A 20,878-nucleotide genomic window follows, 5' to 3' on the forward strand; every position below is an offset into this window, starting at 1 on the left:
GGGCATCAGCATCTGCAGGGCATGGTCCCGCAGCTGCACGCGCCGGCCGAGGAAGCCGAGGCCGAATTCGCGGCGGCGGCGGCGTCGAGCTCGTCGGCGTCGAAGTGCAGGTCGTCGGCGGCCACCAGCGGATACCTGCCGGCCGGGCCGCTGTTGTGCACGGCGGCCGCGGCGCTGTCGCCGGGTGCGGCGAAGAACGCGATGTACGCGCTCACGGCACCTCCTCGCGTCGTGGCCGGGAACGGATGCTCGGGGCGTACCGAAAAAGGGGTTATTCGGGTTGGCGCTGGCGCAGGTAGGCCAGGACCGCTTCGCGGGTGGTGCGCACCCCGAACAGGGCGCGGGCCTCGGCGATGCGCCGGTTGGCGGTGCGCAGCGACAGGAACTCGGCGGCGGCCGCGGCGGCGATCGTGTCGCCGGCGGCGAGCCGGTCGAGCAGGGCGCGTTGTTCCGGGATGAGGCTGGCGACCGGGTCGGCGCCGTCGGTGCCGCGGTGCACGGCGCCGATCCGGCTCAGGTCGTCGATCAGGGCCCGCCCGGCCGCCGACTCGGGGTCGCAGACGGCGACGACGCCGGCGCCGCGGGCGGCGGCGAGCACGGCCAGGGCGACGGTTTCGGTGTCGTCGTCGGCGATGCGCCCGTGCAGGACGATGCGGTGCGCGGCGACGTCCCAGGCCGGGTCGGGCAGGGCGAATCCGGATCGGGCGGTCCAGCCCTCGCGGGCCAGCCGCCGCAGGACGGTGTCAGCGTCGGCCGAGGTGGCTACTACGTGGCGTGGTGCGTCGGGCTGTGTGTTCACCGGCCATCCTCGCTGTTGTCGCTGGTGTCGAGCCGGGTCGCGGCGAAGGCCAGGGCGGCGGCCTCGGTGCGGGTGCGGGCGCCGAGTTTGCGCATGCTGGCCCGGATGTGGGTGTCGACGGTCTCGGTGGAGATGCCGAGTTGCCCGGCGATGCGGCGGGTCGGCTCGCCGGCCGCGACCAGCCGCAGCACGTCCTGTTCGCGCTGGGTGAGCCCGCCCTCGGAGCGGCGCCCGCGCACGTCGCGGTGGATGCCGTGGGTGCGCAGCGCGCGCCGGGCCCGGCCGGCGAGCACGGTCAGCCCGGCGGTGTCGGCGAGTTGTTCGGCGCGCAGCAGCGCGGTGACGGCCCGGTCCCGGTCGGGGTCGGTCAGGCCGGCGGCGATCAGGCAGCGGATCTGTTCGCGCAGGGCGATCGGCTGCCAGCTGTCGGCGGCGGCGGGGAAGCCGGTGCCGACCGCCCAGGCGGTCAGGGTGCGCCGGGCGGGGGCGGGCAGGCCGGTCGGGATCGGCGGGTGTTCGCGCAGCCCGAGGTCGTGCGCGGCCCACCGGGCGGTGATCGCGTGCAGGCCGGCGAGCAGCCCGTCGCCGGTGGCCGGGCTGGTGCCGCGGTCGGGTTGCCCGTCGAGCCAGGCGGCCTCGCGGCGGACCCAGTCGGCGGCCGGGTGCGCGGGGGCGTTCGTGAGGCGGGCGCGGGCGGCGGCGAGCAGCCCGGTGTCGGCCTCGATCAGGGCGGTCGCGGCGCTGGCGTACGCGCGGGCCTGCTCGGGCAGGGCCAGGTCGGTCAGGTTGCCGGCGCGGCGCAGCAGGTCGTCGGCGCGCTCGTCGGGGCCGTGCAGGGCCAGGGCCCAGTCGGCGGCGGCCAGGAACCGGGTCTGCCAGCCGTAGGCCAGGGCGGCCCCGGCGGCGTCGGCGGCGCGCAGGGCGGCGGTGGCGGACTCGGCGAGGCGGCCGTCGGCGGCGAGGTGCTCGACGAGCAGCCAGGCGCTCCACCGGCTGATCAGCGGGTCGCCGGCCGGGTCGGCGGCGGCGGCCAGGGCGGTGTCCCAGCCGGGGACGCGGTGCGCGGCGCGGACCGCGGCCAGGGCGGCGGCGACGCCGGGCAGCGGGTCCGGGTGCCGGGCGGCGATCTTGTCGGCGAGGTCGAGGGCGGACATCGGGGCGGTGTCCAGGGCGGCGAGCAGCAGGACCCGGTCGCGGCCGGCGAGCACCGGCGCGGCGGCGGTGTCGGGGACCCCGGCGACGGCGTCGCGGGCGGCGTGCGGGTCGCCGGCCTGCAGCAGGGCCTCGCCGCGCAGCACGGCGACCTCCAGGGCCAGGGGTGCGGCGACGCCGGTCGGGCGGGCCCCGGCGGCGGCCAGCACGGCGGCGGCGTCGCCCGGCCGGCCGGCGACCAGGGCGGCGTCGGCGGCGGCGAGCCGGACCCGCAGGTCGACGGGGGTGTCCAGGGAGCAGGCGAACAGCAGCTGGGTGGCGCGTTCGCCGCCGGTGGCCGCGTCGGCGGCGGCCAGGGCCTGCCGGTACGCCCCGGCCGCGTCCCCGGCGGCGGCCAGGTGCCGGGCGGCCTCGGCCGGTGGGGTCAGCTGGGCGAGCCGCTGGTGCATGTCGGCGCGCGCGGCCGCGTCGAGCAGCCCGGCGGCGGTCTCGGCGACGTAGGCGGAGACCGGGTGGAGGGCGCCGCCGGGCTCGGTGGCGACCAGGCCGGCGGCGTGCAGGTCGGCGGCGCCGGGGCCGAGCAGGGCGGCGGGGGCGGGCCGGCCGAGCAGGCCGAGGGCGGCCAGGGCGGTGCGGGCCGGGCGGGGCAGGTCGGCCAGGGCGGTGGCGATGGCGTACGCGATCTGGTCGGCGTCCTGCGCGGCCGGCGCTTTGCCGGCGGCGGCCTGCCGGGCCAGGGCGACGACGGCCAGGGGGTTGCCGCCGGCGCGGGCGACGACCGCGTTCAGGGTGGCGTCGTCGAGGCGGGCGGCGGTGCGCCGGGCCAGGGCGTGTGCCTCGTCACCGGTCAGCGGGGCCACGTTCACCCAGGTGGTGGCGGCCTCGCGCAGCGCCTGGTGGGTGTCGTCGCCGAGCCGGTGCGGGGTGCGCAGGGCGACCAGCACCCGGCAGGTGCGGGCCAGGTGCGGCAGGGCGGCGACGGTGGCCGGGTCGCAGTGGTGCAGGTCGTCGAGGACCAGCAGCCCGCCGCGGACCCGGGACCGGACGGCTTCGGCGAGCAGGTGCACGTCGTCGCCGGGCAGCCGGGCGCGCACCGCGCGGGACAGGGCGAGGGCGGGGACGCCGGCGAGCATGGCCAGGCCGCCGCCGCTGTGCACGGGGCCGCCGGCGGCGGCGGCGATGCGCTGCAGCAGGGTGCTGCGGCCGCAGCCGGGCGGGCCGGCCAGCACGACGAGGGCCGGGCCGTGACGCAGAGTGGAGGATGCGGCCAGGTAAGGCTCGTCCGCCACTAGTGTCCTCCTTGCCTGGCACGAACTCGGGATCCCCGACGCGTCATCGGCATCCTAGGCTGTGCGGCGGGCGGATGATCGCCCTGCCGCCGCTGGAAGGAAGGCCCGTTTCGTGACGTCGACTGCCGCGTTCCGCACATTGTCGCTGACGGTGTGCTGCGCTGACGAGTCGTGGTGACCGGCCCGCTCAGCCAGCGACTGGCTACACTCTGTCACGAGATCGTCACGGAATTCGGTCCGCACGCTGGTGGCCAGGTACGACAGATCGGCAACCGTCTACACGAACCGTTACGGGTCGCGATCGCAGGTCGCCTGAAAGCCGGAAAGTCGACACTAGTGAACGCCCTGATCGGCCGGCGCGTCGCCCCGACCGCCGCCGGCGAATGCACTAGAGTGGTGACCCGCTTCCGTTACGGGCCCGCCGACCGGATCGACGTCGTCACCCGCGACGGCCGGCGCCGCAGCCTGCCCCTCGACGACGACGGCATGATCCCCGCCCGGCTCGGCACCCCCGCCACCGGCATCGCCTACCTCGACGTCACCCTCACCAACGACCGGCTGCGCACCCTCACCGTCGTCGACACCCCCGGCCTGTCCTCCACCGACGTCGCGGCCAGCGACCGCGCCGCCCGCGTCGTCGGCGACGCCCCGTTCGACACCGACATCGACGCCGACTCCGAACGCGAGGTCGCCGCCGCCGAAGCCGTCATCTACGTGTTCACCCAGGCCGTACGCGCCGACGACGTCCGCGCCCTGGACGCCTTCCACGACGCCTCCGCCCGCCTGGCCACCTCCCCGATCAACGCCCTCGGCGTCCTGGCCAAGGTCGACACCCTCACCGGCGGCCCCGGCGACCCCTGGCCCATCGCCGGGCCCCTGGCCACCCAGCAGGCCGCCCTGCTCGCCCGCACCGTCGGCGACGTCGTCCCGCTCGCCGGGCTGCTCGCCGAGACCGCCGGCGCCGGCCGGCTCACCGACCCCGACCGCGACGCCCTGGCCCGCCTGGCCGCCCTGCCCGGCGACGACCTCGGCCTGCTGCTCACCTCCGTCGACCTGTTCCGCACCCTGCCCGCCCCCGCGGACCCGGACCGCCGCGAACGCCTGCTGGCCCGCCTCGACCTGTACGGCATCGGCTACGCCTGCGCCCAGCTCGCCGCCGAACCCCGCCTGGGCACCGGCGAACTCGTCCGCCGCCTGCTCGCCGTCTCCGGCTTCCCCCGCCTGGCACACACCCTGCAACAGTCGTTCGGCTGGCGCTCCGACGCGATCAAAGCCGGCTGGGCGCTGACCCGCCTGGAACGCCTCGCCGGGCACACCACCGACCCCCGGCTGCGCGCCCGCGTCCGCGACACCCTGGAGGACCTGCTGCGCGACCCCGCCTACCACCGGCTCAAACTGCTCGACGCCGCCCAGCGCGCCGCCACCGGCGCCGTCCGGCTGCCCGCCGACCGCGAAACCGAACTGATCCGCCTGGCCACCTCCGACGACCCCGCCTACATCCTCGGCCGGCCCGGCGCCGGGCCGCAGGACCTGATCGCCGCCGCCGGCCGCTGGCGCGCCTACGCCGTCGACGGCGCCGGGCCCGCCCAGGCCCGCGTCGCGCACATCGCCCACCGCGGCTTCCAGCTGCTGGCCCAGGAGGTCCGCGATGCGTGACCTGACCGCCACCATGGACACCGCCGTCCGCGACACCCTCGCCTACCTGCGCACCGTCGACATGGACGCCGCCGCCGACCTCGCCGAGCTGCGCCGCCTGCACCTGACCCGCCCCGCCGTCGTCATCGTCGGCGAAACCAAACGCGGCAAGAGCTCCCTGGTCAACGCCCTGCTCGGCGTCCCCGGCCTGTCTCCGGTCGACGCCGCCGTCACCACCGCCACCTACCTCGGCTTCGTCCCCGGCCCCACCCGCAGCGCCCGCGCCTGGCTGCCCGAGGGCGGCGAACCCGTCGCCGTCGACGACCTCACCGACTGGGCCACCGGCCGGCGCCGCGCCCGCCGCATCGAAGTCACCCACCCCGCCCCGCTGCTGCAATACCTGAGCCTGCTCGACACCCCCGGCGCCGGCGGCCTCGACCCGGCCCACGCCACCGTCGCCCTCGACGCCGTGCGCCGCGGCACCGCCCTGCTGTTCGCCGCCGACGCCTCCGCACCCCTGTCCCGGCCCGAACTCGACTTCCTCGCCCAGGCCGCCGAACGCGTCGACGCCGTCGTCTTCGCCCTCACCAAGATCGACGCGTATCCGCAGTGGCGGCGCATCGCCGAGGACAACCAGGCCCTGCTGCACGCCCACGCCCCCCGCTTCGCCGCCGCACCCTGGTTCCCGGTCTCCGCCCGCCTCGCCGAACTCGCCCTGGCCACCACCGACCCCGACCGGCAGGCCGCCCTCACCGACGCCTCCAAGATCCCCGGCCTGCAACACGCCCTCATCGAACTCGCCGGCCGCGGCCACCAGCTGCAACTGGCCAACGTGCTGCGCGCCGCCCGCGGCGAACTCGGCCGCCTGCACGACCTGGCCGACGCCAAGGTCCAGGCCGCCACCGCCGACCCGGCCCGCCAAGCCGGCCTGCGCGCCGACCGGGCCGCCCTGGCCGCCCGCAAACGCACCGAATCCCGGCAATGGACCCTGCTGCTCAGCGCCGAGATCCAGCGCGCCCGCGTCGAAACCGTCGGCCTGCTGCGCAGCCGCGTCGCCGAGATCCAGCAGGAACTCGGCGCCCGCATCGACACCCTGCGCGGCGACCAGCTCACCAGACTCCCCGACGACCTCGACACCCAGCTGCAGGCCGTCGCCGCCACCCTCTCCGAACACCTGGAGACCACCTTCGCCCAGGTCGCCGACACCGTCATGGCCAGCGCCTTCGACACCGGCGAACGCGACGCCGTCCTCGGCAAACTCAACGCCACCCTGCGCCACGCCCTGGCCGCCACCCCGCCACGCGACGGCTCCGGCGACAACCTGCTGATCGCCCTGTCCGCCGGCGGCATCGCCTTCATGGCCGGCCGCGGCGCCGCCCTGGGCATGTCCGTGCTCGGCGCCGCCGGCGGCCTGCTCATCCCGGTCGCCGGCATCGGCCTCGGCCTGGCCGCCGGCGGCTACGTGCTCTACCGCCGCCGCGTGCACAGCGACCGCCAGCACGCCCGCACCTGGCTGCGCGACGTGCTCGCCGAAGCCCGCGCCGCCCTCGCCGACGAGATCACCGTCCGCTTCACCGACCTGCAATACGCCCTGTCGGTCGCCCTTGACGACGCCGTCGAACGCCGGCTCAAAGACCTGGACGCCCAGATCGCCGACATCGACGCGGCCGCCGCCGAGGACGCGTCCGGCCGCGCCAAACGGCGCGCCGCGGCCCAGCAAGAACTGGACACGGTACGCGTACGCCTGCGCCAGGCCGACGAGGCGCTGCTGCGCGCACGAGCACTGACCCCGGCGCCGATCGACGACGAAAGGTAGACATGAGCGACCACTGGGGTGGCTTCGACCACCACGACGACGGCGACCTGCCCGACTTCCCGGACATCCACGAGCTGCCCGACACCCACGAGCTGCCCGACCTCGCCGACCACCACGACCCGCACGTCGACGACGCGCCCGACTGGGACCACCACGACACGACCCCCGCCGACGACCTCCCGGAAACCCCCGAGATCCACGACCCGGTGGCAGCCGACGACTTCCCGCCCACCCTCGACGTCGGCGACCTCCCCGAACCCGTCGACGGCTTCCCCTGGGTCGACGCCGCCGCCCTCGGCGCCCCCGACACCTACGCACCCGGCATCGACCCGATCGACCCCCACGAACTCGCCGCCACCGCCGGCATCGACATCCCCGACGGCGCCGACCCCTGGACCACCCTCGCCGCCTCCGACGATCCCGCCGTCAGCGCCCTGGCCCGCTGGTGGACACCCGGTGAACAGTGACCTACGTCTCGCCTGAACGCCCCCAGGATGGCATCATGTGCCCGCACCGACGAACACTCTGGAGCGCACACGATGGCCCTGACCGGCACCCCGACCCCCGTCCCCGCCGGTAAGCGGGAACGCACCGGCTGGTACCTCTACGACTGGGCCAACTCCGCCTTCTCCACCACGGTCATCACCGTCTTCCTCGGACCGTTCCTGACCAGCATCACCAAACTGGCCGCCGGCTGCACCATCGGCGACGGCGCCCCCGACTGCACCGCCTCGGTGCACCCGCTCGGCATCACCGTCGCCGCCGGCTCCTACTTCCCCTACCTGGTCTCCCTGTCCGTCCTGCTCACCGTCGTCGTCCTGCCCGTGATGGGCGCCGTCGCCGACCGCGCCCCCCGCAAGAAGCCCCTGCTCGCCGCCGCCGCCTTCCTCGGCGCCGGCGCCACCGTCGCCATGGCCTTCGTCACCGGCGACCGCTACCTGCTCGGCGGCATCCTCTTCCTGATCGCCAACATCGCCTTCGGCGCCTCCGTCGTCGTCTACAACTCGTTCCTGCCCCACCTCGGCGGCCCCGACGACCGCGACAGGATCTCCAGCCGCGGCTGGGCCGTCGGCTACCTCGGCGGCGGCGTCCTGCTCCTGCTCAACCTCGTCGCCGTCACCCTGCTCAGCCAGGACGGCAACACCCAGCGCACCCTCGACCTGGCCCGCTGGTCCATCGTCTCGGCCGGCGTCTGGTGGGCCGCCTTCACCCTGTTCCCGCTGCTCTGGCTCCGCGAACACCCCGGCACCGACAGCACCACCCGCCGCGGCAACGTGCTCACCGACGGCTTCCGCCAACTCGGCCACACCCTCACCGCGATGCGCGCCTACCCGCTCACCCTCGCCTTCCTCGGCGCCTACCTGATCTACAACGACGGCATCCAGACCGTCATCTCCCTCGCCAGCCAATTCGGCACCGAAGAACTCAAACTCGAACAATCCGTCCTGATCATCACGATCCTGATCGTGCAATTCCTCGCCTTCGGCGGCGCCCTGCTGCTCGGCGCCCTCGCCAACCGCATCGGCGCCCGCAACACCATCCTGGTCGCCCTCGCCCTCTGGCTCGGCGTCGTCGTCGCCGCCTTCTGGCTCCCCGCCCAGGCACCCATCCCGTTCATGCTGCTCGGCGCCGGCATCGGCCTGGTCATGGGCGGCAGCCAAGCCCTCAGCCGCAGCCTGTTCTCCCAGCTCATCCCCGCCGGACGCGAAGGCGAGTACTACGGCTTCTACGAGATCAGCGACAAAGGCACCAGCTGGCTCGGCCCGCTGTTCTTCGGCCTGATCTTCCAGCTCACCAACAGCTACCGGCTCGGCATCGTCTCACTCGTCGTCTTCTTCGTCCTCGGCGGCGTCCTGCTCGCCCTCGTCCCCATCCGGCGAGCCATCATCGCCGCCGGCAACACGCCCCCGAAGCTGGTCTAGTGAACATCACCCTCGACCCGGACTCGCCGACCCCACCCTACGAACAGGTCCGGCTCGCCATCGCCGCCCTCGCCGCCGACGGCACCCTCGCCGCCGGCACCAAACTCCCCCCGGTCCGGCACCTCGCCACCGACCTCGGCCTGGCCGTCAACACCGTCGCCCGCGCCTACAAAGAACTCGAACAAGCCGGCCTCGTCGAAACCCGCGGCCGAGCCGGAACCGTGATCACCGCCCGCGCCACCGGCACCTCACAAAGAGCACAAAAAGCCGCCCTTGCGTACGCCGAGACGACCCGCTCCCTCGGCATCCCCGCCGACACCGCCCTCGCCCTCGTCCGCGCCGCCCTCGACGCCGGCTAACCCTCCGCCAGCCGCTTGAAATTCAGCAACTGACGCCGGGCCATCACCAGATCACCGACACACACCCCCGCCGCCACCAGCCGATTACCCCGCATCACCACCTTCAGCAGCAGCCGGGTCGACCCGTCCGGCTGCGGCTCCACCACATACGACATCACCGCACCCATGATCCGCGCCGTCAGATGCCGCCCCGGCTCCACCGCCAGGACCCGCCCCTGCGGCCACCCACCCGTACTCGTGAACGGATCACCGACCCGCGGCTCCGGCAACGCCACCAGCGACCGCGGCGACCGCCGCCCCAGATTGTCGACCCAGTCATACGAATACGGCGCCAGCCGCACCTGCCGCAACCACGCCCACACCCGCTCCGCCGGCGCCTCGACACGCACCCCCCGCCACGCCTGCAACACCGGATCCGCCACCAGGGCGTCACACGGATACCGCCGGGCCACCTCGCTGTCGGTCACACCCCATCGATCCCCGATCATGCCCCCGATTCTTGTCGCACCCCCGGAGTAGGCAAGAGGGCATGACCATCGCCATCACCACACCCACCGGCAACGTCGGCTCCCGCACCCTGCGCCTGCTCCTGCAAGCAGGCATCCGCCCCCGCGTCCTGCTCCGCGATCCGGGCCGCCTCGACCCCGGCCTGCACGACAACGTGGAGATCGCCCAAGGCGACCTGCTCGACCCCGCCTTCGTCCGCGACGCCACCCAGGACGTCGACACGCTGCTCTGGGCCACCCCGGAGAACTTCACCGCCGACGACCCCCTGGCCGAGATGGCCACCATGGTCGACAACGGGACCGCCGCCGTACACGCCAACCGGGTGCCCCGGATCGTCCTGATCAGCAGCATCGGCGCGGAACTCGGTACCGGCGCCGGCATGATCGACGGCCTCGCCCGCAGCGAACACGAATTCACCGCCACCGGGGCGAGCGTGCACACCCTGCGCTGCGGCTACTACTTCACCAACCTGCACGGCTACGCCGACGAACTGCGGGCCGGCAGCCTCACCACGGCGGCGGCCCCGCACCAGCCGATGGCCTGGGTCGACCCCCGCGACGTCGGCGAGGTCGCCGCCGCCCGCCTGCTCAACCCGCACTGGACCGGCACCACGATCCAGGCCGTGCACGGCCCGGCCGACCTCACCTGGACGCAGGCCGCCGACATCCTCTCCACAGCCCTCGACACGAAAATCACCCTGAACGTGGTCTCCGACGACACCATGGCCGCCGGCCTCGCCCAAGCCGGGATGAGCCCCCGCGCCGCCGCCGCCGTGCTGGCCATGACCACCGGCCTGCGCGACGGCTTCACCCCCGAACAGACCCGCACCCCGATCACCACCACCCCGACGACCCTGCACGCCTGGGCCGCCACCCACCTCACCCGGTGAGCGACGGCGGCCGCCCGACGGGCCGTTTCAGCCGCGCATCAGGACCGTTTCAGCGACATTCGCCATCGTTCCCAGGGTCAACTATCCCCGGGGGGAAATCATGCTCGACAAGAAACGGCTGCTCGGCGGCGCCGCGGCCCTCGGCACCATCCCGGCCCTGCTCACCGCCACACCCGCACACGCCGCCACGCCCGGCTGCTACGGCGACTGCCAGCCCGGCGTCGTCCGCGGCACCGGCGTCATCAAATACGACACCCTGCCCGGCTACAACGACCAGGTCACCGTCGCCATCACCACCGGGAGCGTCACCGTCACCAACCCCGCCGCCCCGCTCACCACCGGCGCCGGCTGCACCCTCATCACCACCCACCAGGCCCGCTGCGGTGCCGCCACCAGCACCTTCCGACTCTCCATCCGCACCCTCGACGGCGACGACACCATCACCAACGCCACCGCCATCCCGTCCCTGATCCGCGCCGGCGACGGCAACGACCACCTCACCGGCGGCACCGCCGACGACGAGCTCAACGGCGGCCTCGGCGCCGACCTCATCCAGGGCAGCACCGGCACCGACACCGCGACCTACAACGAGAACAGCACCCGCCTCGGCATCCACGCCGACCTCGACGGTGCCACCGGCGACGACGGCAGCACCGACGACGGCCCGGCCGGCGCCCGCGACACCATCGCCGCCGACGTCGAAAACCTCACCGGCACCTTCCACGACGACGTCCTGATCGGCAACACCGGACCCAACGTCATCCACGGCACCTTCGGCCGCGACGTGGTCCAGGGCCTCGGCGGCGCCGACGACCTCACCGCCACCGGCAACGGCACCATCGACGGCGGCGCCGACACCGACCACTGCACCTCCGACGTCCGCTCCACCGGCACCACCCCGGACACCTTCGTCAACTGCGAACTCACCCAGGTCATCACCCCCTGAACCAACCCCGCACCCCGGCTCCCGGGCAGCACTGCCCCGCCGCCCGGGAGCCGGCCGGCTCACGGCGGGGCGGGTCTGTCCTCTGATCGGCTGCGCCCCCTAGAGATCCCTCAACCGCAGCAGCGAGCGCAAGCCGAGCTCCCGCCGCAACCGCGAGTCGTCCAGCGCGTCCACGATGCACCCGAACCCCACCCAGCCGGCGCCCACGCTGTCGACCATCGCCCGCACCGTCCGCGCCTGACTGCCCGTATCCACCCAGTCGTCGACCACCAGCACCTGATCGGACGATCGGAGCAGACCGCGGCGAAAACCGAGCACCACATGCCGATCGCGGTAATCAGGCGGAGTCGTGCGCCGGACCCACTCGTCGCTGTCCCCCGCAGGCGTCCGATCCTTCCGCACCTCGACGAAACCGACCCCCGCATGAAGCGCGACGAGCGGACCCACAAGCGACCCCCGCGAATCCGGACCCAGCACCACCGTCGGCGCAGCCTCAGGAAACAGCTGCGCCAAAGCAGACGCAGCAGGTCAGCATCGCGCCACCAGCCAGTGACATCGGCGTACCGATCGTCGTGATCACCGCGCCAGCAGAACGCCGCGCGGAGCCGGGACGAAACGTCACCCGGGTTCACCACACCGCCACCCCGCTCGCTCCCGCAGTCAGCTGCACAAATCGCGGGCCGCGATCGGCTTGCGCATCCGGACCAGCGGGACCGCGACACCACCGGCATCATCCGACAGGCGCTCGACCGCCTCGAAACCGGCAGCCCGGTACAACGGCTCCCCGGACAACGTCGCCATCAACTCCAGCACGGTGAACCCCTCCGCCGCGGCCGCCGCCTCACTCAGCGACAGGATCAACCGGCCCACCCCACGGCGCGCGAAATCCGGATGCGTGTACATCGCCCGCACCTTCGCCGGATCCCGCCCCGGCACCAGCAGCGCCGCGTCCCGGCCCGCCGAATGATCCCCGCCGTACAACGTCGCCCGCCGGCTCCACCCGCCACACCCGGCGACCCGGCCGTCCTCCTCGACCACGAAATACGTCCCGTCGTCGACCAGCGCCGTGTCCAACCCCATGATCGCCCGGCTCGCCGTGATCTGCCCGTCGTCGAGGAACCCCTTCTGCAACTCGCCGATCGCCGCCTCGATCACCGGAGTCAGCCCCGGCAGATCCTCCCGCCCCGCCACCCGATGCGTGAACGCCATGACCACTCCGATCTCCGAGCTCTGCCGACACCGGGGGCCATACTCCACGCTCCGGGCCGGTCACGCGCGCGGATTCCCGTACCCAAAAAGAAGCGGGGTCGTCGGCGAAGCCGGCCTTCGAAGGGTTTCGGTGCGGCGTGCCGCACTGCCTCTAGGGCATCCTAGGATGAATCGGAACGGGGCAGGGCGAGCAGCGCGAAGGCCACCAGCAGCCCACCGACCAGCAGATCCACCCCGATCACGAAGCCGCGCTCGGCGCCGGACGGGGCCAGCAGCGCCCCGGCGACCACCAGGATCACCGCCGCACCGACCGCACCCGACTGCGCGGGGCGCACCCAGCGCGGCGTGCGCGACACCACCGCCACGGCGGCGCCGGCCAGCCCCGCCACCACCATCGGCACGGCCACACCGTCGACACCCCGGCCCAGCGCGGTCACCCCGGTCACGGCGAGCAGCAGGAACAGCACGACGGCCAGCAGTCGCACGGGGCGCCTCCCGCGGGCGATGTCAATGGGCGTACTTCAATCCCACCACACCGCCCACCACCAACAGCAAGCAAAAGATCTTCCAGAACGAGGCGCTCTCACCGAGCACCACCATCCCGGCCACCGCCGTGCCGACCGCACCGATCCCGACCCACACCGCATAGCCGGTCCCGACCGGGATGGTGCGCAGCGAATAACCCAGCCCCAGCATGCTGACCACCAGCGCCACCCCGAAGACCGCGGTCGGCAACGGGCGGGAGAACCCGGCACTACGGTCCAGAGCGATCGCCCAGACGGTTTCCATCAGACCGGAGACGACGAGCACCACCCACGCCATGACAGACCCACCTCAAGAAACGGTCGTCTTGTCAAAGCCGGGTACGACACGCACTCGTCCGGAGCAGCCGCGACGCGGCGCCGGGACAAACCGTAGCACCAGCGCCACGATGCCACCGTGACCGCATTCACCAACCAGGACCTGCGCAGTCCCGGTCACCGCCCCCCGGAAACCCCGCGCCGCAGAGCTACCCGGTCCGCCGCTGCCTGCGCAGGAGTGGCACCACCGCCTGTACGCCGACCGTGACCTCGACATGCTGACCGGCCGGTAGCTGCCACTGCCCGGGCATGTCATCATGGCCCGCCTATGGAGACGTCGACTACCTGGCGACCGCCGCTGCTGTGGCGATTCCTGCTCGCCCTGTCCCGCGTGGTGATCTTCCCGTTCTGCCGGCTGCGGGTCACCGGCACGATCCCGGCCGAGCTGCGCGCCGGCCCGGTCATCCTGGCCGCCAACCACATCAGCCCCAGCGACCCGATCATCATGGTGGCCGCCTGCCACAAAGCCGGGATCGCCCCGCGCATCATGATCACCGGCGGGCTGTTCGACGCCCCCGTCGTCGGCGCCGCCATGCGCGCCTGCGAACACATCCGCGTCGACCGCGGCACCGCCCAGGTCGCCGACGCCCTCCCCGCCGCCGCCCAGGCCCTCAAAGACGGCGCCACCGTCCTGGTCTACCCCGAGGGCCGCATCGGCCTCGACCCGTGGATGTGGCCGGAACGCGGCAAGACCGGCGTCGCCCGGATGGCCGCCCTGGCCGGCGCCCCGGTCGTCCCGGTCGCCATGTGGGGCGCCCACGCCGTCCTGCCCTACGAAGCCCCCACGAACATCGGCCGCGCCCTGCTGCACGCCCTGCTGCACCGCCCCCGCGTCGCCGTCAACTTCGGCGCCCCGGTCGACCTCACCTCGGTCACCGGCTCCCCCGGCGCCCAGGCCATGCGGGCCACCCGCCTGATCATGGACGGCATCGACGCCGCCCTGGCCCCGCTGCGCGCCGACGAGATGCAAACCCCCAAACACGTCGACACGTCCCGCCCGCACGACACCTCCCGGGTCCGCCCGCGTCCCTGAAATCTGTCGTACCCGGGTGGCAGGATCACCGGCATGGTCAAGGGACGAATCCTCGCCGAGAGCCTGCGCCCCGGCGCCGCCCTGACGGTGCCGGGACTCGAGCTGACCCGCGTCTCCCGGATCACCATCACCTCTCCCGGGCCGGGCCAGCCACCGGTCTGGACCCTGCTCGACGTCACCGCCCCCGACGAGCGCGCCGAGGAGCTCGCCGCGGCGCTGAGCGCCGCTCTCCACGCCGACGGCGGGTGGTATGCGGATTTTCGCGCCGGCGCCGACCACGTCGTGGTCTTCGCCGGACGCATTTTTCGGTACGCGGTGAGCGACCCCGCCGCCCGTGCCGAGGCGGTGGCATACGGCCGCTCGGTCGGTGTCCCCGAGGCGCAACTGGACTGGGGCCCCTGATCGGTGTCGGTCGGCGAAGCCGTCCTTTGGGTCGTTGGTGCGGCTTGCCGCACTGCCCCTAAGGCATCCTAGGATTCTAGGAAGAGATCTCGCGGTCGCGCTTATCCGCCGGATCCAGTTTTGGCCCACTGACCAGCGGTTTCTCAAAGGTGAGCTGGTTGTACGGCGAGCTGCCCCAGTTCTCGGTCTCGGTGTATCCGGCCCGCCGGTACAGGGCGATCGCCTCGGTCAGCGCGTGGTGCGTGCCCAGCCGCATCGTGGTGATCCCCCGCCCGGCGGCATCCGCCTCGAGGGCGGCCAGCAGCCGCCGGCCGAGCCCGGCGCCGCGCGCGTCCACGGCGATCCACAGGTGCCGCAGCTCGGCGGTCCTGGTGCTCAGCCGGGTCCACAGGCCGCAGCCGACCGGGCGGCCGTGCTCCCGGGCCAGCAACATCACGCCGTCGACGGCGCGCGGCTCGGTCAGCACGTCGGGGTCGTAGCCCTCCGGGAACCGCACGGCCAGCTCGGCCGCGTACCGCCGCAGGCAGTCCCGGGCCTCCGCCGCGGCCGGGTCGACCGCGGCGATCGTGGTGGACGCGGTCCGCAGCAGGCGGTGCACGGTGGCCTGGGCGGCGACCAGCTCGGCACGCTGCGCGTCGTCGAGACCGCCGAGCGCCTCGGTGATCGCCCGCCGGGACCGCTCGTCGAGCTCGGCGCGCTCCCGGCGACCGGCCTCGGTCAGCTCGGCGATCCGCGCCCGGCCGTCGTCCGGATGCGACCGGATCACGATCAGGCCCTGCTCGTGCAGGGCGCGCAGCAGCCGGCTCAGGTAGCCGGCGTCGAACCCCAGGCGCTCGCGCAGGTCGCGCAGGTCGGCCCGGTCACCGATCTCGTAGAGCAGCCGGGCCGGGCCGAGTGGCCGGTCCTGCCCCAGATAGCGGTCGGTCAGCACTCCCAGGTGCTGGGTGTAGTAGCGATTGAAGGCCCGGATCCGCTCGATCTGCTCGACGTCCACCCCTCCGACTTTACTTGACTGCAGTCAAATAAAAGCCGGCGGAAAAAACTTCTGGCAGGGTGTCGAGTGGGTCGTGCGCCGTTCGACGCGTAGGTGACAAGGCACCCTGACACGAGGAGACAGACCATGCGGTTCATGGTGATCACCAAGGCCACGGCGAACAGCGAGGCCGGCGTCATGCCCAAGACCGAGGACTTCGAGACGATGGGCAAGTTCATCGAGGAACTGGTCGACGCCGGCGTGCTGCTGGCCGCCGAGGGCATCGGGCCCAGCTCCACCGGCACCCGGATCTACTTCGACGGGGAGAAGAAGACCGTGGTGGACGGGCCGTTCGCCGAGACCAAGGAGCTGATCGGCGGCTTCTACCTGGTCGAGATGAAGTCCATGCAGGAGTGCGTCGAGTGGTTCAAGCGCTGCCCGATCCAGCAGGTCAGCGGGGAGCCGACGAACATCGAGATCCGCCGGCTGTGGTCGGGTGAGGACTTCGGCGAGGAGTTCACCGCCGAGCAGCGCGAGGCCGTGGCCAAGCGCGAGGAGAAAGCCGACGCGGCCTACCGCTCGGCGTAGTTGCCACCGATCGCACGGTGGGGTAGACGAAAGCGTGCCCACCGACACCCACCGTGCGATCGAAGCCGTCTGGCGCATCGAGGCGGCCCGGCTCATCGCCGGGCTGACCCGGCTCGTCCGCGACATCGGCGTGGCCGAGGAGTTGGCGCAGGACGCGCTCGTCGCGGCGCTGGAGCAGTGGCCGGTCACCGGCGTGCCGGACAATCCCGGCGCCTGGCTGATGACCACCGCCAAGCGCCGGGCGATCGACCAGATCCGGCGTGCCGAGACCTACAAGCGCAAGGTCGCCGAGGTCGGCCGGGAGCTGACGGAGTCCAGCCCGGACATCGGCACGCTGGTGGCCGAGGACGACGGCATCGGCGACGACCTGCTGCGGCTGGTCTTCGTGGCCTGCCACCCGGTGCTGTCCACCGAGGCCCGGGCCGCGCTGACCCTGCGGCTGCTCGGCGGCCTGACCACCGACGAGATCGCCCGGGCCTTCCTGGTGCCCGAGCCGACCGTGGCGCAGCGCATCGTGCGGGCCAAGAAGACCCTGGCCGGCGCGCAGGTGCCGTTCGAGGTGCCGCAGGGCGAGGAGCTGGCAGCCCGGCTCGCCTCGGTGCTCGAAGTCGTCTACCTGATCTTCAACGAGGGCTACTCGGCCACCGCCGGCGACGACTGGATGCGGCCCGAGCTGTGCCAGGACGCGATGCGGCTGGGCCGGATCCTGGCCCGGCTGGCACCGCGCGAGCCCGAGGTGCACGGCCTGGTCGCGCTCATGGAGATCCAGGCGTCCCGCTCGGCCGCCCGGACCGGCCCGGGTGGCGAGCCGATCCTGCTGGCCGAGCAGAACCGGGCCCGCTGGGACCGGTGGCTGATCCGGCACGGCCTGGCCGCGCTGGAACGAGCCGAGTCGCTGGCCGGCGACGCACCCGGCCCGTACGTGCTCCAGGCGGCCATCGCCGGCTGCCACGCCCGGGCCCGGCGCTTCGAGGACACCGACTGGGTGCGCATCGCCGCGCTCTACGAGCGGCTGGCCGCGGCGACGCCGTCCCCGGTGGTCGAATTGAACCGGGCGATGGCGCTGGCCATGGCGTAGGCCCGGCGACCGGGCTGGAGCTGCTGGACCAGCTGACCGCCTTCCCGATCATGCGCAACTATCACCTGCTGCCCAGCGCCCGCGGCGACCTGCTGGCCAAGCTGGGCCGGCACGCCGAGGCACGGACCGAGTTCGAGCGGGCGGCGTCGCTGACCCGCAACGAACGCGAGCGCACCCTGCTGCTCGGCCGCGCCCGTGACATCGGGACTTGAACCCGACGTCACGTCAGGTCCTAGCGTCGGAGGCGCACCACCGCACAGGGGAGGTTTCCTGGTGGATTCCCAGCGTGAGTGGCGTGTCGGGGAACTGGCACGGGCGACCCGGGTGACCGTCCGGGCGCTGCACCACTACGACCGGCTCGGCCTGCTCGTCCCGTCGGCACGGACCGCCGGCGGGCACCGCTGCTACACCGGCGACGACGTGCGCCGGCTGCACGTCATCCTGGCGTTGCGCGGGTTCGGGCTGAGCCTCGCCGAGATCCGCGACACGCTCGGCGAGGCGGCCGGCGACCCGATCGGGTTGCTGCGCCACCAGCTCGCCGAGGTCGAGGAGCGGATCCGGCGCGGGATCAGCCTGCGCAGCCGCCTGCACGGGGTGCTCGGCGAGCTCGACCGGATGGCCGAGCCGTCGACGTCGCAGTTCCTTCAGTTGATCGAGGAGATGGTCACGATGTCCGCACCCCTGACCCCGGAACAGCTCGCCGAGATGCAGCGCAAACGCTCCGAGTGGGCCGCCACGCTGACCCCGGACGAGCTGGCCGGGATGAGCCGGCGCCGCACCGAGGCGATGGCGGCGCTCTCCCCCGAACAGCGCGCGGAGATGCAGGCGCACCGCGCCCGCTACCTGCCGCAGGCCTGACCGGCGATCGGCTCCGCGCGGGCGTCCGCGCGGAGCCGAGGAACGGTGTTGCATCTATACCTTGCCCCATGACAAGCTGTCTCGTATGCAGTTGCGGCATGACTTCCTGCGTGACGAAACCTGCCTGAGCAGCACGAACCTGGCCGAGCGTGGCTGGACCGCGGCGGCCATCCGCCTGTTCCTCGGCGAGCCGGACCGGATCGAGCCGCACCCGGTGCTGCGTGCCGGCCCACCGGTGCGCCTGTTCCGCAAGGCGCGCGTGCTCGAGGCCGAGGCCAGCGAGAATTGGCAGCGCTGGCGGGACCGATCCGTGCAGCGCGCGGTGCAGAGCCGGGCGGCCGCCATCGCGCAGCGGGCCGCCATCCTGGCCGAGATCGCCGCCCTGGAAATCCGGGTGCCGATGATCGACGAGGAGGAGCTGGCCCGCCGGGCACGGGCTTTCCGGATCCGCCGCCACCCGGCAGCCGCCGCCGACGACCCGGACCCGGGCACGCTGCGCCGCTGGATGGTCGCCTACCTACGCCGTGAGACCAGGGTGCAGGACTCCGGCAGCCTGCACGCCCGAGCCAGCCGCGCCCAGGCCACCCCGTCGATCCGGGCCAGCGTCTACGCGGTCATCGCCGCCCACTACCCGGCCCTGGCCGCCGAGGCTCGCCGTCAGGCCGCAGAGTCCGGCGAGATTCCACCCTGACACCGGGCTCGGCGGCGAGCTCATCCGCTGGCGCAGGCCGCCCGGCCCCGCCATGGTGATGAGGGCACATCACCGTCTACCTTCAGGTGGTCCAGTGGTGCCGTCGTGGATGACAGCGAGAGCGAGCCGATGGTGTACGGACCAGCGATGGCAGCCGGCTACGACCGGGGGCGGCGTCTTCGTTCTCAGGACCTCGAGAGCTGGATGGCCGCGGCAATCCCGTACCTTTCCTCGGCCGGCGGCCGGATCCTTGACCTCGGTGCCGGCACCGGACGGTTCAGCGGCACCCTCGCACGCTCCTGTGGAGCGACTGTCGTCGCCGGTGAGCCGTCGGCGGCCATGCGAGCGGCATTCCGATCGAACCTTCCGGACGCGCTGGTTGTCGGCGGTGCGGCTGAGGCCCTTCCCTTTCGTGCGGGTGTCTTCGACGCGGTGTGGGCTTCCCAGGTAATTCACCACGTCACGGACCTGACGGCATGCGCCGCCGAGGTGCGTCGTGTCCTGCGCCCGCACGGTCATCTGCTATTGCGTGGTGGCTTCGGTGCCGTGCAGGAGCTGCCGCTGTACCGATATTTTCCGCTCGCGTGGCCGCCCGGCAGCGCCGTGTGCCTCACCGTGGAGCAGCTTGCCGGTGCGCTGGGTGACGCCGGCTTCGCGATGGTGGACCACGTCCAGGTCGAGCAAACCTTCGCCCGGGATGCCGGCGAGTTGGTGCGGAAAGTGGAGACTCGAGCCCTGAGCCCTCTCGCCGGCCTGCCCGATGAGACCTTCGAGCGTGGACTGTCGGCGCTGCGGAGCGACGCCGACAGCGGACGTTTGACCGGCCCGATCGTCGAACGGCTGGATCTCGTGGTCTTCCGCGCGCCCGTCTGATCCCCGGACGTCGGTTCTACGAGATTCCCAGGAGCTTCGCCTCGACCTGCGGGTCGAGGCCGACCCGCGGCCGGTCCGTACGCTTCGGCGCCGCCCCCGGCAACGACCGCCGCCACGCCCAGGTGTCCTCGACCGTCTCCCGGATCGGCCGACACCGCAGCCCCGCCGCCACCGCCTTGCTCACGTCACCCCGGTGCATGAAATCGTGCCCCTCACCCGGCGGCAGCCAGATCGGCAGGTCCGTCCACGGCTCCACCCCGGCCGCCAGGATCGCCTCCGGGTCGGTCCAGCGCAGCTCGGCCCGCCCGCCGGTCACCTCGGCCGCCGTCTCCAGCAGCTCGCCCATCGTCGTGTGCCCGGACGGGCTGACCAGGTTGAACGCACCCTCCACGCCGGCCGTGGCCAGGATGAACAGGGCCAGGTCGCGCACGTCGATGTACTGGAGCGGCAGGTCCCGCGGTCCCGGCGCCAGGGTCGGGCCGCCACGGTGCAACCGGTCGAGCCACCACGGCAGCCGGCCGACGTCCTCGTGCGGGCCGAGGATCAGCCCGGCGCGGGCGAACATCACCGGGCCGCCGAACGCGGAAGCCGCCCGCTCACCGCGCAGCTTGTCACCGGCGTACCCGGGATCGTCCAGCGGCGCCAGGGGCGCGTCCTCGGTCATCCGCGCCGTGCCCGGCCAAAGGTAGACGGAGCGGCTGGAGACGTACGTGAAATGTCCTGCGCGGCCGGAAAGCGCGGCGGCTGCCGTGCCCACCGCGGAGGCCTCCGCCGACCACGTGTCGATCACCGCGTCCCAGGTGCCCGGACCGAAGTCGGGGTCGGCGAGCCGGTCGCCGACCAGCGTGGTGACGCCGGGCACCGGGTCGCGCTGACCGCGGTTGAACACTGTCACCTGATGGCCGGCCGCGACCGCCTCGGCGGCCAGGACGCGACCGACGAAACCACTGCCGCCCAGGATGAGAATCCGCATGCGGCCGAGCCTGCCGGATCGACCGG

At 73.2% G+C, this 20,878-nt stretch carries 25 protein-coding genes and 1 riboswitch; of the genes, 15 read left to right on the top strand and 10 right to left on the bottom strand.

Annotated features, from left to right (window positions below; all coding sequences use genetic code 11):
- Positions 1 to 5: 5 nt before the first annotated feature.
- The 3 genes from Aiant_RS43295 to Aiant_RS46805 are packed head-to-tail and all read right to left on the bottom strand — an operon-like array spanning position 6 to position 3,240.
- A complete protein-coding gene (locus tag Aiant_RS43295; protein ID WP_189330436.1) occupies positions 6 to 215 on the bottom strand; it encodes a hypothetical protein in 210 nt (69 codons plus the stop codon).
- Positions 216 to 271: 56 nt separating this feature from the next.
- Positions 272 to 799: a LuxR family transcriptional regulator gene (locus Aiant_RS43300; RefSeq protein WP_189330437.1), complete on the bottom strand. Its 528-nt coding sequence runs from the start codon at positions 797 to 799 to the stop codon at positions 272 to 274.
- Complete coding sequence (locus tag Aiant_RS46805; RefSeq protein ID WP_189330438.1) at positions 796 to 3,240, bottom strand: LuxR C-terminal-related transcriptional regulator; 2,445 nt, start codon at positions 3,238 to 3,240, stop codon at positions 796 to 798. Before Aiant_RS46805 ends, Aiant_RS43300 begins: the two co-directional genes overlap by 4 nt.
- A 174-nt stretch (positions 3,241 to 3,414) precedes the next feature.
- On the opposite strand from Aiant_RS46805, the gene Aiant_RS43310 reads away from it, so the two are divergent.
- From Aiant_RS43310 to Aiant_RS43330, 5 genes are all read left to right on the top strand, one after another.
- Positions 3,415 to 4,896: a dynamin family protein gene (locus Aiant_RS43310; RefSeq protein WP_189330439.1), complete on the top strand. Its 1,482-nt coding sequence runs from the start codon at positions 3,415 to 3,417 to the stop codon at positions 4,894 to 4,896.
- Positions 4,889 to 6,691: a dynamin family protein gene (locus tag Aiant_RS43315; RefSeq protein WP_189330440.1), complete on the top strand. Its 1,803-nt coding sequence runs from the start codon at positions 4,889 to 4,891 to the stop codon at positions 6,689 to 6,691. Before Aiant_RS43310 ends, Aiant_RS43315 begins: the two co-directional genes overlap by 8 nt.
- Before the next feature lie 2 nt (positions 6,692 to 6,693).
- Entirely contained in the window at positions 6,694 to 7,158 is a 465-nt protein-coding gene (locus Aiant_RS43320; protein ID WP_189330441.1) for a hypothetical protein, read from the top strand.
- A gap of 72 nt (positions 7,159 to 7,230) precedes the next feature.
- Entirely contained in the window at positions 7,231 to 8,613 is a 1,383-nt protein-coding gene (locus Aiant_RS43325; protein ID WP_189330442.1) for an MFS transporter, read from the top strand.
- A complete protein-coding gene (locus tag Aiant_RS43330; RefSeq protein ID WP_189330443.1) occupies positions 8,613 to 8,972 on the top strand; it encodes a GntR family transcriptional regulator in 360 nt (119 codons plus the stop codon). The genes Aiant_RS43325 and Aiant_RS43330 overlap by 1 nt, the downstream gene beginning before the upstream one ends.
- Here Aiant_RS43330 and Aiant_RS43335 read toward each other — a convergent pair.
- A complete protein-coding gene (locus Aiant_RS43335; RefSeq protein ID WP_189330444.1) occupies positions 8,969 to 9,460 on the bottom strand; it encodes an SRPBCC family protein in 492 nt (163 codons plus the stop codon). The genes Aiant_RS43330 and Aiant_RS43335 overlap by 4 nt on opposite strands.
- A gap of 41 nt (positions 9,461 to 9,501) precedes the next feature.
- On the opposite strand from Aiant_RS43335, the gene Aiant_RS46810 reads away from it, so the two are divergent.
- Positions 9,502 to 10,368 carry an NAD(P)H-binding protein gene (locus tag Aiant_RS46810; protein WP_189330445.1) on the top strand — a complete coding sequence of 289 codons (867 nt, stop codon included), beginning with the start codon at positions 9,502 to 9,504 and terminating at the stop codon, positions 10,366 to 10,368.
- A gap of 100 nt (positions 10,369 to 10,468) precedes the next feature.
- Positions 10,469 to 11,314, top strand: coding sequence for a calcium-binding protein (locus Aiant_RS43345; RefSeq protein ID WP_189330446.1), 846 nt, complete (start codon positions 10,469 to 10,471; stop codon positions 11,312 to 11,314).
- Between the two features lie 99 nt (positions 11,315 to 11,413).
- Here the strand turns inward: Aiant_RS43345 and Aiant_RS43350 are convergent, their stop codons facing one another.
- The 4 genes from Aiant_RS43350 to Aiant_RS43365 form a co-directional block, all read right to left on the bottom strand.
- The gene (locus tag Aiant_RS43350) at positions 11,414 to 11,794 is read right to left on the bottom strand and encodes a phosphoribosyltransferase family protein (protein WP_306415818.1); all 381 of its coding nucleotides are present in this window, start codon (positions 11,792 to 11,794) and stop codon (positions 11,414 to 11,416) included.
- A 180-nt stretch (positions 11,795 to 11,974) separates the two neighbouring features.
- On the bottom strand, positions 11,975 to 12,523 hold the full coding sequence (locus Aiant_RS43355) for a GNAT family N-acetyltransferase (protein WP_189330447.1): 549 nt from the start codon (positions 12,521 to 12,523) through the stop codon (positions 11,975 to 11,977).
- Positions 12,524 to 12,684: 161 nt separating this feature from the next.
- Positions 12,685 to 13,008 (bottom strand): hypothetical protein, encoded by a 324-nt coding sequence (locus Aiant_RS43360; protein ID WP_189330448.1) that lies wholly within the window; start codon positions 13,006 to 13,008, stop codon positions 12,685 to 12,687.
- 22 nt (positions 13,009 to 13,030) lie between these two features.
- Positions 13,031 to 13,345, bottom strand: coding sequence for a DMT family transporter (locus Aiant_RS43365; protein ID WP_189330449.1), 315 nt, complete (start codon positions 13,343 to 13,345; stop codon positions 13,031 to 13,033).
- A 17-nt stretch (positions 13,346 to 13,362) separates the two neighbouring features.
- Positions 13,363 to 13,429: riboswitch (guanidine-III (ykkC-III) riboswitch) on the bottom strand.
- 222 nt (positions 13,430 to 13,651) lie between these two features.
- Between Aiant_RS43365 and Aiant_RS43370 the strand changes: the two genes are divergently transcribed.
- Positions 13,652 to 14,416, top strand: a complete 765-nt coding sequence (locus tag Aiant_RS43370; protein ID WP_189330450.1) for a lysophospholipid acyltransferase family protein — start codon at positions 13,652 to 13,654, stop codon at positions 14,414 to 14,416.
- A 33-nt stretch (positions 14,417 to 14,449) separates the two neighbouring features.
- Positions 14,450 to 14,818 (top strand): hypothetical protein, encoded by a 369-nt coding sequence (locus Aiant_RS43375; RefSeq protein ID WP_189330451.1) that lies wholly within the window; start codon positions 14,450 to 14,452, stop codon positions 14,816 to 14,818.
- Positions 14,819 to 14,894: 76 nt separating this feature from the next.
- Here Aiant_RS43375 and Aiant_RS43380 read toward each other — a convergent pair whose 3' ends face one another.
- Positions 14,895 to 15,812 carry a helix-turn-helix domain-containing GNAT family N-acetyltransferase gene (locus Aiant_RS43380; protein WP_189330452.1) on the bottom strand — a complete coding sequence of 306 codons (918 nt, stop codon included), beginning with the start codon at positions 15,810 to 15,812 and terminating at the stop codon, positions 14,895 to 14,897.
- A 126-nt stretch (positions 15,813 to 15,938) separates the two neighbouring features.
- Here Aiant_RS43380 and Aiant_RS43385 point away from each other — a divergent pair, with 126 nt between their 5' ends.
- From Aiant_RS43385 to Aiant_RS43405, 6 genes are all read left to right on the top strand, one after another.
- The gene (locus Aiant_RS43385; RefSeq protein ID WP_189330453.1) at positions 15,939 to 16,379 is read left to right on the top strand and encodes a YciI family protein; all 441 of its coding nucleotides are present in this window, start codon (positions 15,939 to 15,941) and stop codon (positions 16,377 to 16,379) included.
- 34 nt (positions 16,380 to 16,413) lie between these two features.
- Positions 16,414 to 17,457 carry an RNA polymerase sigma factor gene (locus Aiant_RS43390; RefSeq protein ID WP_425322652.1) on the top strand — a complete coding sequence of 348 codons (1,044 nt, stop codon included), beginning with the start codon at positions 16,414 to 16,416 and terminating at the stop codon, positions 17,455 to 17,457.
- A gap of 50 nt (positions 17,458 to 17,507) precedes the next feature.
- On the top strand, positions 17,508 to 17,669 hold the full coding sequence (locus Aiant_RS47170) for a hypothetical protein (protein ID WP_425322653.1): 162 nt from the start codon (positions 17,508 to 17,510) through the stop codon (positions 17,667 to 17,669).
- A gap of 61 nt (positions 17,670 to 17,730) precedes the next feature.
- Positions 17,731 to 18,315 carry a MerR family transcriptional regulator gene (locus Aiant_RS43395; RefSeq protein ID WP_189330454.1) on the top strand — a complete coding sequence of 195 codons (585 nt, stop codon included), beginning with the start codon at positions 17,731 to 17,733 and terminating at the stop codon, positions 18,313 to 18,315.
- Positions 18,316 to 18,400: 85 nt separating this feature from the next.
- A complete protein-coding gene (locus Aiant_RS43400; protein ID WP_189330455.1) occupies positions 18,401 to 19,006 on the top strand; it encodes a hypothetical protein in 606 nt (201 codons plus the stop codon).
- A gap of 105 nt (positions 19,007 to 19,111) precedes the next feature.
- A complete protein-coding gene (locus Aiant_RS43405; protein ID WP_229830003.1) occupies positions 19,112 to 19,879 on the top strand; it encodes a class I SAM-dependent methyltransferase in 768 nt (255 codons plus the stop codon).
- 16 nt (positions 19,880 to 19,895) lie between these two features.
- Here Aiant_RS43405 and Aiant_RS43410 read toward each other — a convergent pair whose 3' ends face one another.
- Positions 19,896 to 20,852, bottom strand: a complete 957-nt coding sequence (locus tag Aiant_RS43410) for an NAD-dependent epimerase/dehydratase family protein (RefSeq protein ID WP_189330456.1) — start codon at positions 20,850 to 20,852, stop codon at positions 19,896 to 19,898.
- Positions 20,853 to 20,878: the final 26 nt, after the last annotated feature.

This window comes from Actinoplanes ianthinogenes, from assembly GCF_018324205.1.
Classification (GTDB): Bacteria; Actinomycetota; Actinomycetes; order Mycobacteriales; family Micromonosporaceae; genus Actinoplanes; species Actinoplanes ianthinogenes.

Excerpts from the sequence above, each read along its gene's own strand:
- Aiant_RS43315 (WP_189330440.1), top strand. The coding sequence starts at position 4,889 with ATGCGTGACCTGACCGCCACCATGGACACCGCCGTCCGCGACACCCTC.
- Aiant_RS43320 (WP_189330441.1), top strand. The coding sequence starts at position 6,694 with ATGAGCGACCACTGGGGTGGCTTCGACCACCACGACGACGGCGACCTG.
- Aiant_RS43325 (WP_189330442.1), top strand. The coding sequence starts at position 7,231 with ATGGCCCTGACCGGCACCCCGACCCCCGTCCCCGCCGGTAAGCGGGAA.
- Aiant_RS43335 (WP_189330444.1), bottom strand. The coding sequence starts at position 9,460 with ATGATCGGGGATCGATGGGGTGTGACCGACAGCGAGGTGGCCCGGCGG.
- Aiant_RS46810 (WP_189330445.1), top strand. The coding sequence starts at position 9,502 with ATGACCATCGCCATCACCACACCCACCGGCAACGTCGGCTCCCGCACC.
- Aiant_RS43345 (WP_189330446.1), top strand. The coding sequence starts at position 10,469 with ATGCTCGACAAGAAACGGCTGCTCGGCGGCGCCGCGGCCCTCGGCACC.
- Aiant_RS43355 (WP_189330447.1), bottom strand. The coding sequence starts at position 12,523 with ATGGCGTTCACGCATCGGGTGGCGGGGCGGGAGGATCTGCCGGGGCTG.
- Aiant_RS43365 (WP_189330449.1), bottom strand. The coding sequence starts at position 13,345 with ATGGCGTGGGTGGTGCTCGTCGTCTCCGGTCTGATGGAAACCGTCTGG.
- Aiant_RS43370 (WP_189330450.1), top strand. The coding sequence starts at position 13,652 with ATGGAGACGTCGACTACCTGGCGACCGCCGCTGCTGTGGCGATTCCTG.
- Aiant_RS43375 (WP_189330451.1), top strand. The coding sequence starts at position 14,450 with ATGGTCAAGGGACGAATCCTCGCCGAGAGCCTGCGCCCCGGCGCCGCC.
- Aiant_RS43385 (WP_189330453.1), top strand. The coding sequence starts at position 15,939 with ATGCGGTTCATGGTGATCACCAAGGCCACGGCGAACAGCGAGGCCGGC.
- Aiant_RS47170 (WP_425322653.1), top strand. The coding sequence starts at position 17,508 with ATGCGCAACTATCACCTGCTGCCCAGCGCCCGCGGCGACCTGCTGGCC.
- Aiant_RS43400 (WP_189330455.1), top strand. The coding sequence starts at position 18,401 with ATGCAGTTGCGGCATGACTTCCTGCGTGACGAAACCTGCCTGAGCAGC.
- Aiant_RS43410 (WP_189330456.1), bottom strand. The coding sequence starts at position 20,852 with ATGCGGATTCTCATCCTGGGCGGCAGTGGTTTCGTCGGTCGCGTCCTG.